6 protein-coding genes are annotated in these 15,689 nt (G+C 74.8%); 5 read left to right on the top strand and 1 reads right to left on the bottom strand.

The window, feature by feature from the left end; genetic code table 11:
- Positions 1-49 precede the first annotated feature (49 nt).
- The 4 genes from Q3W71_RS14355 to Q3W71_RS14340 all read left to right on the top strand — a co-directional run bounded on the left by Q3W71_RS14355 (position 50) and on the right by Q3W71_RS14340 (position 12,721).
- A complete protein-coding gene (locus Q3W71_RS14355) occupies positions 50-9,703 on the top strand; it encodes a calcium-binding protein (RefSeq protein ID WP_302919810.1) in 9,654 nt (3,217 codons plus the stop codon).
- Between the two features lie 180 nt (positions 9,704-9,883).
- Positions 9,884-10,234, top strand: coding sequence for a YciI family protein (locus Q3W71_RS14350; protein WP_302919809.1), 351 nt, complete (start codon positions 9,884-9,886; stop codon positions 10,232-10,234).
- 2 nt (positions 10,235-10,236) lie between these two features.
- Positions 10,237-11,448, top strand: a complete 1,212-nt coding sequence (locus Q3W71_RS14345) for an RNA polymerase sigma factor (protein ID WP_302919808.1) — start codon at positions 10,237-10,239, stop codon at positions 11,446-11,448.
- A 136-nt stretch (positions 11,449-11,584) separates the two neighbouring features.
- Positions 11,585-12,721 carry a glutamate--cysteine ligase gene (locus Q3W71_RS14340; protein ID WP_302919807.1) on the top strand — a complete coding sequence of 379 codons (1,137 nt, stop codon included), beginning with the start codon at positions 11,585-11,587 and terminating at the stop codon, positions 12,719-12,721.
- 30 nt (positions 12,722-12,751) lie between these two features.
- On the opposite strand, the gene Q3W71_RS14335 is transcribed toward Q3W71_RS14340, so the two are convergent.
- The gene (locus Q3W71_RS14335; protein WP_302919806.1) at positions 12,752-14,536 is read right to left on the bottom strand and encodes an N-acetylglutaminylglutamine amidotransferase; all 1,785 of its coding nucleotides are present in this window, start codon (positions 14,534-14,536) and stop codon (positions 12,752-12,754) included.
- Between the two features lie 552 nt (positions 14,537-15,088).
- On the opposite strand from Q3W71_RS14335, the gene Q3W71_RS14330 reads away from it, so the two are divergent.
- Entirely contained in the window at positions 15,089-15,682 is a 594-nt protein-coding gene (locus tag Q3W71_RS14330; protein ID WP_302919805.1) for a hypothetical protein, read from the top strand.
- The last annotated feature ends 7 nt before the right edge of the window (positions 15,683-15,689 follow it).

The raw sequence follows: 15,689 nt of genomic DNA, 5'->3' as shown, positions 1-15,689 counted from the left end.
GTACGGCGCCGTCCACCGACGGCCATCGTTCGGATCGAGGTGGCCCATGGTGGCACTACGGCGTCTGCTCGCCGCGGCCGTCGCGACCCTGCTCGCGACGACGTTCGCGCTGGTCGTGACGGCACCACCCGCACAGGCGGACGAGGCGTGGGAGACCGCCCTCAAGGGACTGATGGACCGCACGGCCACCTGGACCGAGGGCGGCCTGTCCCGGATCGGCGCGCTCGCCCAGCCGCTGCCCCTGCTCGGCGTCAGCCCCGGCTCGCTGGTCCAGGCCGACACGCTGGCCCGGACCGCCGCCGACGCGCTGGCCGACGACCTGGAACGGGACGTCGACCTGGGTGGCGGCACCCGGCTGACCAGCACGGTCACCAGCAGCGGCGGGGACCATTTGCTCGACGTCCTGCTCGCCACCAAGCGCGAGGTGACCGAGCAGGACCTGGCCGTCTCCGGGGTCACCGTGGCCGACGCGGTCAGCGTCACCGGCTGGGCCACTCTGCACCTGCGGGCCCGGCACACCGCGGCCGGCGAGACCTACCTGGTGCGCGACGGCGACAGCCCCCGCATCGACATCGACGCGGTGGCGCGGTTCCGGTCCGACCTGGACCAGGCCGACGCCGCCGTCGGCATCCTGGGCGTCACGCTCACCGCGGGCAGCACGCTGACCGCGAGCAGCCACCTCAAGGTGACCCTGACCGACCCGAACGGCGACGGCCGCCTCGCCTTCGACACCCCGTCCGGCGCGGGCACCGGCGAACTCGGCGCGGCCGGCTCCCTCGCCGGCCTGGCGCAGGTGGCGCTGGACGGCTCCGGCGGCGGCCGGATCTCCGACACCGAGACCGAGGCCGGGCCGGGCTCGGTGCACGGCGTGGTCAAGCTCGGCGCCGCCACCGCCGGCACGCCCTTCGACCTGCCGGCGATCGCCGCGACCGTGACCATCGACTGGGCGGACATCGCGGTCGGCAGCCCCACGGTGACCACCAGCGGGCTCGACGAGACGATCGGCCGGTTCCGCACCATGAGCCCGCTCGACCTGGCCGCCGGCATCGCCCAGCTCGCCACCCTGATCGGCGGGGTGCAGCAGAGCGGCCCGGCCGGCAACCTCGACCTGCCCTTCCTGCGCGGCACCTTCGCCGACGCGGTGAAGGTCAACGAGAAGCTCACCGACTTCCTGCGCGAGCACGTGCACCCCCGGCCCGAGGATCCACACTTCCAGCCCGGCGTCGACGACCCGGCCCGGGCCGGGCAACCCAAGTTCACCTCGATCCAGGAACTGCTCGCCCTGCTCGCGGCCGAGGGCATGCCGGTCGACGGGCTCTCCTTCGCCGACGACAAGCTGGTCTTCCGGGTCAAGCTGGAGCGCGAGTCCACCGTCGAGGTGCCGCTGGACCCGGGCGCGCCGCAGGTCTCCGGCCGGGGCGCCACCTTCGGCGCCAAGGACCTCACCGTCGACAGCGACCGGTTCGCCCCCGGAGCGCTGGTCGGCCAGCGCGTCGTGGCGGGCACCTCCGCCGGCACCGTCGCGGCCAACACCGCCAACTCGGTCACCCTGAAGGAGAACTGGATCGGCGGGCAGCCCGCCGCGGACAGCGCCTGGGTGATCAGCGGCTCCAGCCCGCACACCGGCGCGGTCGAACTCGGCGGTGCGCTCACCGGGCCGGCCGGCGATCAGAAGGTCGGCCTGCGCGCCGCCAACGCCCAGGCCAGCTACGCGATGGTCAAGCCCCGCTACACCGCCAGCATCACCCTCGTGCTCGACCTGCGCGACGACCTCGGCAGCCCGGCCGCCAACGCCGACCGGGTGCTGCTGCGCACCGACCCCGCCACCCCGCTCTTCGCCGCCGACTTCCCGATCACCACCGCGGTGGACTTCCACACCACCGCCGGGTTCCTGAAGGTGAAGCTGGGTGGCAACCTCACCGTCGGCCCGGCCGCCGAGGGCAAGCGCATGATCGAGGTGCGGTTCAAGCAGGCCCAGGACCTCAGCCTCGGCACCCTGTTCAGCCGGCTCGAACAGGACCCGGCCGGCCTGCTCGCCGCCACCTCGTCGGTGAGGACGGCCGGGCGGGTCGAGGTCAGCGTCCCCGGCGCCACCGGCGCGCTCGGCACCGGCGTCGGGGTCGACGTGAGCTGGACCGCCGGCGGCCAGCCCAGCGTCGACACCTCCGACCTGGCCGGCCTCTTCGCGCTCGACTTCGACCCGAACGACCCGAAGGCCATGTTCGCCCTCGTGGTGGAGGCGCTGCGGCTGGTCAACGTGGCGCTCAGCGCGCCGTCGACCGGCACCGGGCCGCTGGACACCGAGATCCCGGTCCTCGGCCGCACCGCCCGCGAGCTGCTCGGCAGCGACGAGAGCGGGGTCGGCGCGGACGTCAGCTACACCGCCGACGGCCCGAACTTCCTGCTCAAGGACACCAGCCGGGACGCCGACTCCGGGTTCGCCCCGAGCCTGGCGGACTGGGCGGTGGTCATCGGCAGCAAGGCCTACCGGGTGCTGGCCCGGGTCGACACGCAGACCCTGCGGGTCGACGCCGCCGGCACGCCCACCCCGGCCGACGGCACCGCGTACGCGCTGCGGCCGGAGTTGGCCGACGCCGTGGACCGGCTGCTGGCCGCGCCGCCGGACACCCTCCAGGACGCGATCGACGTGCTCAACGGCGCGCTCGGGCAGGGCAGCGGGATCGCCTTCACCCTCGACGAGCGGGCCGGCGGGCCGTACCTGCGGCTCGGGCTGGACTGGAAGCGCGGCTTCCACACCGGCGGCCCGCTGACCTTCGGCTGGGACGGCGCCCGGGAACTGGTCAGTCTGGACAGCTCCGGCGCGTTCACCGTGGACGTCGACGCCCGGGCGCAACTGGGCCTGCTGCTGCCGCTGCGCGCGGACGGCGTACCGCTGCTGGACCGCACCTCGTCGGCGAACGTGACGGTGACCGGCGCCGCCACCGATCTGGCGGTGGCCGCCCGGGTCGGCCCGCTGGCGCTGGACCTCGGCAAGGCCGGCGACCCCGGCACCGTCCGGGCCAACCTCAGCTTCGGCCTCGGCGGCCTGCCCGCGGACGGGCCGATCGCCGGCCTGCTCGGCGTGACGCCCAGCGTCACCACCGCCGGTACGGACTGCGGCGACGGCGTCGGCGGCCCGAACGTGCCCATCTGCGCCCGCGCCCCGCTCTTCGTCAACGACTGCGACCCGGGCGGCACCAGCAACCTGCTCTCCCTGGAACTCGGGCTGGACCTGGCCGCGAACACCGCCACCCCCGACCTGGACACCTGCTTCGCCAACCTCGCGCTGCGGCTCACCGACTTCAACGTCGGCATCGACGGCTACCTGGCCAAGGTCGAGGAGGCGTTGCGACTGGCCAGCTTCGACGGCAAGCTGCCGCTGGTCGGCGACGACCTGCAACAGGGCCAGCGGTTCATCGCCGACCTGCGTACCCGGGTCAAGGACGCGATCGGGCCGGTGCTGGCCGACGCCACGCTGGACAACGCCGGGGCGAAGGCCGCGCTGGACGCCGCGCTGGCCGAGGTCGCCCCCGGCGCGACCAGCACGGTGACCTGCCGCGCCGACGCCGCCACCTGCGGGCCGGAGGACTTCCAGTCGGTCCGGATCACCCTCACCGCCGCCCGCGGCGACCCGTCGGCGGAGCAGGGCTGCGCCGGCGACGGCTGCCTCGGCGTCGACGTGCCGCTCGACCTCGGCGTGCCCGGCCTGTCGCTGAAGGCGGAGAAGGGCGCCACCGACGGGATCAAGGCCCGACTCGGCTGGAAGCTGCGGCTGGACCTGGTGCTCGACCGGGACGAGGGCTTCTACGTGGCCACCCACTCGGGGGACGCCGCGCCGGAACTGGAGATCGGCGCGTCCTTCGACATGCCCGGCGACCTCGCCGCCCAGCTCGCGTTCATCCGGGTCAACGCGCAGAAGCAGGGCACCGACCCGCTGGTCGGCGCGTACTTCGCGATCGACCTGAAGGGCTCGGTGGGGGAGCAGAGCTGCTTCGGCGACACCCCGGCCGGGGACTGCGCGGCCGACCCGACCGCCAAGCTGACCCTGGCCGAGTTCGGCGACCTCGGTTCGCTGCTCGCCACCGACCTGACCGCCAAGGTGAAGATCGACTGGAAGCTGGCCGCCAAGGTGGATCCGGGCGGCGAGGCGGCCTCCGCGCTGCCCGGCATCAGCGCCCGGTTCGGGCTGAGCTGGCAGCTCACCCACCAGCGCGGCGCGCTGAGCGCGGCCGGGGACAGCCCGGAGCACGGCCTGCGGATCACCTTCACCGACATCGCGCTCGACGCGGGCGCCTTCTTCGACAAGATCCTCAAGCCGGTCGTCGAGCAGCTCAAGGCGGTCACCGGGCCGCTGCAGCCCGTCATCGACACGCTCTACGCCCCGATCCCGGTGCTCTCCGACCTGTCCAAGGCCACCGGCGGGCCGGACATCACGCTGGTCTGGCTGGCAAAGCAGTTCAGCACGCTCAGCGGCGGGCCGGACCTGTCCTTCGTGGACACGGTGCGCGCGGTGGTCACCTTCATCAACCGGATCCCCGACTGCGACGCCGGCTGCTCGATCCCGCTGGGCCAGTTCCTGGTCGACGGCGACCAGGCGCTGACCACCGAGGCGTCCCCGGCCTCGGCCGAGAGCCTGATCGACCGGGCGGACGCGTTCACCCGGGCGAAGTCCGCCGACGAGGTGAAGGCGGCGGTGGACACCGCGGCCGGCGACGACGGCGAGAAGATCTTCACGCCCGGTGGGGACGGCAAGTCCACCGCCGCGAAGATCGGCTTCACCTTCCCGGTCTTCGACAACCCGGGCTCGCTCTTCGGACTGCTGATGGGGCAGGACGTCGAGCTGATCGGGTTCGACTCCGGGCCGCTCACCCTCGGCTTCAGCTGGCGTCAGTCGTTCGGCCCGGTCTACGCCCCGCCGCCGGTGCTCATCACGCTGGCCGGCAGCGCGTCGGTGACCGCCCGGTTCATCGCCGGCCTGGACACCGCCGGCATCCGGCACGCGATCGAGGCGGCCGGCGACGGCACCGCTGTCAACGCGGTGAAGCTGCTCGACGGGCTCTACTTCAAGACCGCCGACAGCACCGGCACCGCCGTACCGGTGGTCACCCTGCGCGGTGAGATCGCCGCCGGCGCACAGGTCAGCGTGCTGTTCCTGAAGGCCGGCATCGAGGGCGGCATCCGGCTCACCATCGGGTTCAGCTGGAACGACCCGAACAACGACGGCAAGTTCCGGACCAGTGAGTTCCTCCAGGCGCTGCTGGTCAACCCGATCTGCCTCTTCACCACCAGCGGGCAGCTGTCGGTGTTCCTCAAGGTCTACATCACCATCGATCTCGTGCTGTTCTCCAAGACCTTCGACTTCACCCTGGTCGACGCGGTCCTGCTGGACTTCCGGGCACAACCCGACTGCACTCCGCCACCGCCGGAACTCGGCGGCACTGTCGACGACACCCTGGTGGTCTTCGCCGGTCGGTTCGGCAAGCAGGCGCAGCGCGGCGACGCGGCCTGGGACAACGGGGCCGGCACCTACGCCGGCGACGTGATCAAGGTGTACGCGCTGCACTACGCCGACGCCGGCCAGGAGGGCGCCAGCGACGACTTCGACGGCTTCGCGGTCGAGGCGCTCGGCCGGCGGCAGGAGTTCCTCGACCCGGCGCTGACCCGGGTGGTCGTGGACGGACGGGGCTACCAGGTCGCCGACGCGGCCAAGACCTCCATGTCGATCCTGCTGCTCGGCGACGGCGACACCAGCGGCGACGGCACGAAGACCTCGGCGTTCGACCGGACCGCCGTGGTCATCGGCTCCGACGGCCGGGACCAGATCCGCACCGGCACCGGACCGGCGTACGTGGACGGGCGCGGCGGCGACGACGTCATCGTCACCGCCGAGGCGGCCGGCGTGGTCAGCCGGGTGGCCGGCGGCGCCGGGGCGGACACCGTCACCACCGGCGACGGCAACAGCGTGGTGGCCGGCGACAGCGGCCTGGGCGGCACCGACCGGGCGCCGACCGGCGTGCACACCTCGGTCGGCGACAAGACCCTCACCGGCCTGATCGACTGGACCACGCTGGCCGACCCGACCGCCTCCACCGGCGGCACCGTCGACCACGTCACCGTCGGGCACGGCACCAACACCGTGTACGGCAACGGCGGCGACGACGTGCTCGGCGTCGTCTCCGACGACCGGCCCAGCGGGAACAACCTGCTGGTCGGCGGCCCCGGCGGGGACACCGTCAACGGTGGGCGCGGCGACGACACCATCCACACCTTCGACACCACCGTGCCGGCCGGCGTGGACGACCCGGGCACCGGCGACGCCGGCCTGACCAACCAGGTCGACACCGGCAGCGGCCAGGACACCGTGTACGGCAGCGCCGGCACCGACCTGGTGGTGTCCCACTCGGCCAACGGCCAGACCGGCCGGCTGTACGGCTACGGCGGCGACGACGTGCTGGTCGGTGGCCACGGCACCGACGAGCTGTTCGGCGGCCCCGGCGACGACCACGTCCTCGCCGAACCGTCCCGGGTCGGGCCGGCCGGCGGCGACGACGGCTACGGCCGGTTCCGCGAGGTGGTCCACGAGCCGCTACCGGCCGGCGTGCAGTCGCAGACCAAGCTGCTGGTCGGCGGCCCGGGCCGGGACCACCTGATCGGCGGGGACGGCGGCTCGACGGTCTTCGGTGACCGGCACCTGCCCGCCGAGACCTGCGCCGACGCCACCCTGGCCGACGGCCAGCCGGCCCCGGCAGACCAGGGCGACCGCGACCTGATCCTGGGCGGCGCCGGGGTGGAACGGGTGGCGGCCGGCGGCGGCGCCGACCGGGCCGACCTCGGTGGCGGCGACGACCGTGCCTGCGGGCAGCTCGGCGACGACACCCTGCACCTGGGCGCCGGCGCCGACCGGGCCTGGGGCGCGGCCGGGGTGGACCAGCTGCACGGCGACGGCGACGACGACCTGCTCTTCGGCAACGCCGGTGACGACGGCCTGCACGGCGGCGACGGCGTGGACACCGTCGAGGGCAACGCCGGCGACGACCAGGTCTTCGGCGGCCCGGACGGGGACGTGCTCCACGGCGGTGGCCGGACCGCCGGCGCGGCCGACGGGCGGGACCACCTCTACGGCGAGGGCGGCGCCGACCGGATCGTCGGCGACAACGGCACGGTCCGCGTCGGCGACATCGGTCCGCTGCCGCTGGACCTCGCCGGGGACGTGCCCGGCGCCGGCGCCGGGGACGTGATCTCCGGCGGCGCGGACGGCGACCTGGCCTACGGCGGCCTCGGCGCCGACCGGGTCGACGGCGACGCCGGGGACGACCGGTTGGAGGGCAACAACGACGCCGACGTGGTGCACGGCAACGCCGGGCAGGACGAGATCGTCGGCGGCTCCGCCCAGGAGCCGGTGCCCGGCACCGGCCGGCCGGACAGCGGTGACCAGCTCTTCGGCGACGCCGACAGCGACCTGATCGCCGGGGACAACGCCCGGTTCGCCCCGGCGGGCGCCGACGCGACGCGGGTCACCCAGGGCCGGTCCGGACCGGCCCGCAAGGTCACCCTGCTCGACCTCGGGTTCACCCCGGCGGCCGGCACCAGCGGCGGCGACCTGATCTCCGGCGGTGACGCCGGCGACGTCATCTTCGGTCAGGGCGGGCCCGACCGGGTGCACGCCGACGGCGGGGCGGACTTCGCCGAGGGTGGTCCCGGCTCGGACTGGGTCGAGGGCAACCACGGCGACGACGACCTGGTGGGCGGTTCGAGTACCGCGTACGACGGGGCGGGGACGGCCACCACCGGTCAGCCGGACGCCGCCGACGCGCTGTTCGGCGGCCCGGACTCGGACGCGGTGATCGGCGACAACGGCGCCGTGCTCCGGCCACTGCCCGGCGAGACGCCGACCGCGGTGACCGTCCGCCTCGGCGGCGACGGCGCACCGTTCGGCCCACGGATCGTGGTGCTGCTCGACCGGGCGGCGGTGCAGGCCGACCGGCACGGCGGCGACCGGATCAGCGGCGGCGACGGCGTCGACACCCTCTGGGGCCAGGACGGCGACGACGCGCTCACCGGTGACGGCGGCGGCGACTACCTGGAGGGCAACGGCGGCACGGACGTGCTGCGCGGCGATTCGGCGCTCGACGCCGCCGGCCGGAGCACCGTCACCCCGCTGGCCGACCCGGGCTGGCCGGGCGCCCCCGCGGCCCCGGCACAGCTGATCGGGGCGGGCCAGCCGGCCGGGCAGGACGACCTGATCGGCGGCAGCTCGGCCGCGGCCTTCCGGGACGCCGGGGACGTGCTGGAGGGCAACGGCGCGGCGGACGTGCTGCTCGGCGACAACGGGTCGCTGCTGCGCACGGTCACCACCGTCAACGGTCAGCCGGCCGAGCGGGTCTACACCGAGCGGTACCCGACCGGCGCGGTGCCGGCCGACGCCACGGTGGCCCGTACCCACGACCCGGCGCTGCCCGGCCCGTCCACCCGCTTCTGCACCACCGCCCAGGCCACCTGCGAGCCGGCCGGGGCGTACGGTGCCGACCAGCTCTTCGGCGATGCCGGTGACGACGGGGTCTGGGGGCAGGACGGCGACGACCTGGTCCGGGGCGGCGACGGCGACGACGACCTCTTCGGTGAGCTCGGCGCCGACACCCTGTACGGCGAGAGCGGCCGGGACGCGATCCTCGGCGACCGGGGTGGCGTGGTCAACCAGTACCTGAACGCCGACGACGTGGCCGCGCTCGGTTTCACCGTCACGCTGTCGTCGGTGCCGCAGGAGACGTTCACCGGGTTCCGGGCCGGCGACTACGACCGGCGGGTGGACCTGCTGCACGACACCGACGGCGACGCCTGGATCGGTAGCCCGACCTCGGCGCCGATGCCGCACTCGGGGTTGACCGCCGGCGGCGACGACCGGATCCGCGGCGGGGCCGGGGCGGACAACATCCACGCCGGCTTCGGCGACGACATCGCCAACGGTGACAGCGGCGGTGACCAGCTCTTCGGCTCCGAGGGCTCGGACGTGCTCTGGGGCGGCCGGGGCTGCGACCCGGTGCTGGACGCGGCCGAGCCGCAGTGCCTGGTGAACGGCGTGTTCAGCGCCGCCGCCCGGGGCGACCACGACCAGTACGTGGACCACCTCTTCGGCGGGGCCGGGGCGACGAGCGGACCGGCGGTGGCCGCGGTGCTCAGCTCCGACCTGCTCGACTTCCGGCCGCGCGGCTCCTACCCGGACAACTGCGCCGCGGGGGCCTGGCCGGTGGACACGGCGGACGGCACGATCGACCCCTGCCGGTGGTTCGAGCTGACCGGGCTGGAGAACGGGGAGCCGGCGGACAACCAGCACCACCACGGCACCGACTGGATCTACGGTGGCTGGGACCGGGACGTACTGCAGGGTGACGTGACGGCGAACGGGCCGAACAACGGTGACCGGTTGTTCGACTGGAACGGGGCGTACAACCTGTACACCCACTGCAACGCGGCGTACGGCGGGTTCAACGACATCCGCCAGCACAGCCCGGCCATGCAGGACTTCCTGACCCGGCTGGCCTGGGCCACCGGCGCCGGCCGCACTCCGGCCGACGTGACCACGCCGGGCACCTCCGCCTTCCTGGAGCTGTCCTACGTGTACCCCCGGGACAACAAGGAGCAGGGCGCGGGCGCGGCCTTCCCGGGCACCCCGGGACACTTCGACCAGCCGTCCTGCACCGACTGACACCGCACGCGCCGCGGCCCGGTTCCCCGACTCGGGGAGCCGGGCCGCGACGCTTCCCGGGATCCGCGGCGTTTCCCGGGACCCGGCACGCCGGGGCGGCTCGTGTCGATTTCGGCCGCCGCCGTTCGTGTGCAGGATGAGAGGCCGGCGTCGGGCCGGCCGCCCACCGAGGAGAGGCCGATGAGGCAGTACCTGCTCAGCATCTACCAGCCCGCGGGCGAAGGCCGCCCGGAGCCGGAGTTCCTGGCCGGGGTGATGCGCGACCTCGGCGTCATCCGGCAGGACCTGGAGACGGCCGGGTGCTGGGTCTTCGGCCAGGGCCTGCACGCCCCGGACACCGCCACCGTGCTGCGGCCGTCCGACGGCGCGGTGCTGGTCAGCGACGGGCCGTTCGTCGAGGGCAAGGAGTACCTCGGCGGCTTCACCGTCATCCGGGCGCCCGACCTGGACGCCGCGCTGGCCTGGGGCAGCCGCTACGCGCTGGCCACCACCCTGCCGATCGAGGTGCGGCCGTTCCAGGGCGACGACTGACCGTGCCGGACGTGGAGCGGGTGTTCCGCGCGGAGTACGGCCGCGCGGTCGCCGTGCTGGCCCGCCTCCTCGGCGACCTCGACCTCGCCGAGGAGGCGGTGCAGGACGCCTTCACCGTCGCCGCCGCCCGCTGGCCGGAGACCGGGCCGCCGCCCAGCCCGGCCGGGTGGATCATCACCACCGCCCGGAACCGGGCGATCGACCGGCTGCGCCGGGAGGCGTCCCGGGCCGACCGGCACGCCCAGGCCGCCCTGCTGTACGCCGCCGGTGAACCCGTCGAGGAGGGGCCCGTGCGCGACGACCGGCTCCGGTTGATCTTCACCTGTTGCCATCCGGCGCTGAACCCGGCCGCCCGCGTCGCGCTGACCCTGCGCCTGCTCGGCGGCCTGAGCACCGCCGAGATCGCCCGGGCCTTCCTGGTGCCGGAGAAGACCATGGCGCAGCGGCTGGTCCGGGCCAAGGCGAAGATCCGCGACGCCGGCATCCCGTACCGCATCCCCCGGGAGGCCGACCTGCCCGACCGGCTCCGGGCCGTGCTGGCCGTGGTCTACCTGATCTTCACCGAGGGGCACACGGCGAGTTCCGGTGCCCGGCTGGTCCGCGACGACCTGTGCGCCGAGGCGATCCGGCTCGGCCGGCTGCTGGTGGAGCTGATGCCGGACGAGCCGGAGGCGCGGGGGCTGCTGGCCCTGATGCTGCTCACCGAGGCCCGCCGCCCCGCCCGCACCACCGCCGACGGCGCGCTGGTGCCGTTGCCGGACCAGGACCGGCGGCGCTGGGACGCCGCGCTGGTCGAGCAGGGGCAGGACCTGGTCCGCCGCTGCCTGCGCCGGGGCCAGCCCGGCCCGTACCAGATCCAGGCCGCCATCGCCGCCGTGCACAGCGCCGCGCCGGACGCCGCCGGCACCGACTGGGCCCAGATCCTGGCGCTGTACGACCAGCTCCGGGCCTACCTGCCCGGGCCGGTGGTGGCGCTGAACCGGGCGGTCGCGCTGGCCGAGGTGGCCGGCCCGGCGGCGGCGCTGGCCGAGGTGGAGCGCCTCGACCTGGGCAGCTTCCACGTCTTCCACGCGGTCCGGGCCGACCTGCTGCGCCGGCTCGGGCGGGCCGGGGAGGCCGCGGTGGCGTACCGGCGGGCCGCCGAGCTGGCCGGGAACGCGGCCGAACGCGACTTCCTGACCCGGCGGGCGGTGACGGTGCGCTCCGGCGGATAGCGGACGGGCGGCCCGCGCGGGCAACGGTGGTGGCGGTTCGGGGCGCTGGGGGACGTTTGCCCGGCCGGCGGCCGGGAACCCCGGTCGTCCCGGCCGTGCGGCCCGCGCCGCCCGACGAAACGGACGCCGACCACCGATGACGTACCGTCCGGCAGTTGCCACCAGCGTCCCCGACCTGACCACCCTGACCCTGGGGGTGGAGGAGGAGTACCTGCTTCTCGACCCCGCGACCGGGGAGAGCCTCCCGGTGGCCGACCGGGTGCTCACCGCGCTGCACGGCACCGCCCGGGACCAGAGCCGCCAGGAGTTCCGGCACAGCATGGTGGAGATGGTCACCCCGGTCTGCGCGGACCTGGGGGAGTTGCGCCGGCACCTGGTCGGGTTGCGGCGTTCCGCCGCGGCGGCGGCCGAGGCGGCCGGCGCCCGGCTGGTCGCGGTCGGGGCCACGCCCGTCCACGAACCGCACCGGACGGTGCCGGACAAGCCGCGTTACCACGCCATGTCCCGCCGCTTCGGCCCGGTGGCGCACGACCCGGCGGTCTGCGGTTGTCACGTGCACGTGGGGGTGCCCGACCGGGAACTGGCCGTGCAGGTCTGTAACCACCTGCGCCCGTGGCTGCCGGTGGTGCAGGCGATCACCACCAACTCCCCGCTGCACGACGGCCGGGACACCGGGCACGCCAGCTGGCGCTCGATGCAGCTGGAGCGCTGGCCGAGCATCGGCCCGACGCCGCACTTCGACTCCGCCGCCGACTACGACCGCACGGTGGACGACCTGATCGCCGCCGGCATCATGCTCGACGCGGCGATGGTCTACTGGTACGCCCGGCCGTCGGCGGCGTACCCGACGGTGGAGATCCGGGTCGGCGACGTCTGCCCGACGGTGGACGACACAGTGCTGGTCGCCGCGCTGGTCCGGGCGCTGGTCGCCACGATCGTCGACGACGTCCGCTCCGGGGTGGCCGCGCACCGGATCCGCAACTGCCTGGTCTCGGCCGCGCACTGGCGGGCCGCCCACGACGGCCTCGACGGCGACCTGATCGACCTGCACGCCGGCGGCGCCCGGCCGGCCTGGGACCTGGTCGAGGAGCTGTTCGCCACCGTGACCCCGGCGCTGGCGCGGCACGGCGACCTCGACTACACCGTCGCGCAGCTGACCCGGCTGCGCCGCGAGGGGACCGGCGCCACCCGGCAACGGCGCATCATGGCCGACACCGGCGGCGACATCCGCTCCGTGCTGGACCACCTCGCCGCCCAGACCACCGCCGGCTGACCGTCCGGCGGCGCCGACCGCCCGGGTGGCTCACCGGATGTCGTGGGTCTGCAGCCAGAGCTCCAGCAGGCCGAGCTGCCACAGCTTGTTGCTGCCGGCGGCCGCCTCGGCCCGGTCCGGCTCGGCGAGCAGTTCGGCGACGTACTCCGGGCGGAACAGCCCGCGTTCCCGGGCGGCCGGCGCGTGCAGCGCCTCGGTGACCAGCTGGCGCACCGGGCCGTCCACGTTGCGCAGCGCCGGCACCGGGAAGTAGCCCTTGGGTCGGTCGATCACCTCGACCGGCAGCACCTCGCGGGCCACCTCCTTCAGCACCGCCTTGCCGCCCTGCGCCACCTTGTGCTCGGGCGGGCAGGCCGCGGCCAGTGTAACCAGGTCCTGGTCGAGGAACGGGGTGCGCACCTCCAGGCCCCAGGCCATGCTCATGCTGTCCACTCGCTTGACCGGGTCGTCGGGGAGCATCAGGTGGGTGTCCAGGCGCAGCACCGCGTCCAGCGCGGTGTCCGCGCCGGGCGCGGCCAGTTCGGCGGCGACCAGCTCCCGACTGGCGTCCTGTTCGCAGGCGTACGCCGGGCTGAGCACCCGGTGCAGCTCGGCGTGGTCCCGGTCGAAGAACGCGGCGGCGAACTCCTCCGCCGCCCCGTCCCGGGGCACCCGCGCCAGCGGCTGGTGGTAGCCGTACCCGGCGAACACCTCGTCCGCGCCCTGCCCCGACTGGGCCACCTTGACGTGCCGGGCCACCTGCTCGGAGAGCAGGTGGAAGGCGACCACGTCGTGGCTGCCCATCGGCTCGGTCATGGCCTGCACGGTCCGGCGTACCGCCGGGACCAGGTCGTCGTCGGCGAGCCGGATCCGGTGGTGGTCGGTGTCGAAGGTGCGGGCCACCAGGTCGGAGTAGTGGAACTCGTCGCCGGTCTCGGCGCCGCGGCTGTCGAAGCCGATGCTGAACGTCTGGAGGTGGTGCTGGCCGGCCTCGGCGAGCAGCGCCACGATCATGCTGGAGTCCAGGCCGCCGGAGAGCAGCACGCCGACCGGCACGTCGGCGACCAGCCGTCGGCGTACCGCCGTGCGCAGCGCGTCGCCGATCATGGCGCGCCAGTCCCGGGCGTCCAGGCCGGCGTGCGCCGGGTCCCGCACGTAGTCCGGCTGCCAGTAGACGTGGTCCCGGCTGCGCCCGTCCGCCTCGATCACCCGCAGGGTGGCCGGGGGGAGCTTGCGCACCCCGCGCAGCACGGTCCGCGGCGCCGGCACGATCGAGTGCCAGGACAGGTAGTGGTGCAGCGCCACCGGGTCGATCCCGGTGTCGACGTCGCCGGCGCGCAGCAGCGCCGGCAGGGTGCTGGCGAACCGCAGCCGCCCGGGCGCCTCTGCCAGGTAGAGCGGCTTGATGCCGAGCCGGTCGCGGACCAGCAGCAGCCGGCGCCGCCGCCGGTCGACCAGGCCGATGGCGAACATGCCGACCAGGTGGTCGACGAAGCGTTCCCCCCAGTGCGCGTACGCCACCAGGATCACCTCGGTGTCACTGGTGGAGTGGAAGGTGTGCCCGGCGGCGGCCAGCTCCGCGCGCAGCTCGGGGTAGTTGTAGATGCAGCCGTTGAAGACCAGACCGAGGCCGAGGTCCTCGCGGACCATCGGCTGGGCGCCGGCGTCGGAGAGGTCGATGATGGTCAGCCGGCGGTGCCCGAGGGTCACCCAGCCGTCGCCCCACAGCCCCTCGCCGTCCGGGCCGCGCGACCGCATCGCCTCGGCCATCCGGGTGACCGCCTCGGCGTCCGGCGTCGTGCCGTCGAATCTCGCCTCGCCGCTGATTCCGCACATGCTCAGCGGCCACCGCTCGCCCGGGGTACCGGACCCACCGTCACCACTCCCGTCCCGCCGCCTGTGACGGACCGCCCGTACGGGGGTCCGGGTCCCGTCCGCAGGACGGGCGGCTCGGCTACCCGCCGCTGGCGCGCCCAAACTCCGCCCGGGCCCCGCGGCACCGCGGACGCTGAGCCGGCCCCGCCCGGCCCCGCCCTGCTCGCATCCCCGGCCCGCTGGCGGCCGGTCGCCGTGATCGACTCCGTTTCGCCGATATCGCGGTGTCCCGCTCGCGTCGACACCCCTCTTACGGCGGCACGGAGTCGATCGAGCGGAGGGCGCCGGCGGGTCAGCCGCGCAGGGCGGCGAGGATGCGGGCGAGGCCGTCCCGGTCGGCCGGGCTCAGGTCGCCGAAGAAGCGGGCCGCCTCGGCCCGGCGGGCGGCCTGGATGGCGGGGCCGGTGCGCGTACCGTCGTCGGTGCGCGCGACCAGGGTCGTCCGCGGGTCGCGTCGGGCCGGCGCTCGACGAGCCTGGCGCGGGCTTGCCGCGGCATGGCAGCCTCGGCGGCGTGGGCACCTTGCTGGCGCAGGTTCCGGCGCTGTTGGGCGTACTGGTCGGAACCCTGGGCACGATCTTCGCCACGTCGCTGGCGGACCGGGCCCGGTGGCGGCGCAACCAGAGCATCCGATGGGACGAGCGGCGGCTCGACGCCTACGTCGAGTACGCGCACGCCGTCAAGGAGAGCCACGCCATCGCCCTGCGGATGACCGCCGACCGCCGGCCGAACTCCCACAGCCACCCGATCGACCGGGAGGCCGGCCTGGCGAGGCTGGCCGAGGCGGACGCCCGGCGCACCATCGCCTGGGAGAACATGCTGCTGCTCGGCGACGAGGCGACGGTCGCCGCGGCCGGCGTCTGGCGGGACGCGGTGTGGCAGCTGGAACGGCTGGCCCGGGGGATCGCCGACCCGGAGCCGGACATGGTCGGGGTGCTCTCCCGGGTCAACGAGGCCCGCGACGGCTTCTACCGGGCCGCCCGGCGGAGCATCGCCGTCCGCGGCGGCTCGGTGGCGCAGTCGGCGTTGCTGGAGCAGGCGCTCCTCGACCGGGCGGTCGCCGCCGAGGCCGGTGCCGTCTCACTACCGTCTCAAAAAAGTCGCTAAAAAGTCT

Origin of the sequence: Micromonospora sp. C28SCA-DRY-2 (assembly GCF_030519475.1) — a bacterium.
In the GTDB taxonomy this organism is placed as follows: domain Bacteria; phylum Actinomycetota; class Actinomycetes; order Mycobacteriales; family Micromonosporaceae; genus Micromonospora.
The sequence above is the reverse complement of the archived record's forward strand: the minus strand, read 5'-3'. Positions and strand labels throughout refer to the sequence as shown.

Bases quoted from the DNA above. Each gene is read 5' to 3' on its own strand.
- Q3W71_RS14350 (WP_302919809.1), top strand. From the start codon at position 9,884: ATGAGGCAGTACCTGCTCAGCATCTACCAGCCCGCGGGCGAAGGCCGC.
- Q3W71_RS14340 (WP_302919807.1), top strand. From the start codon at position 11,585: ATGACGTACCGTCCGGCAGTTGCCACCAGCGTCCCCGACCTGACCACC.
- Q3W71_RS14335 (WP_302919806.1), bottom strand. From the start codon at position 14,536: ATGTGCGGAATCAGCGGCGAGGCGAGATTCGACGGCACGACGCCGGAC.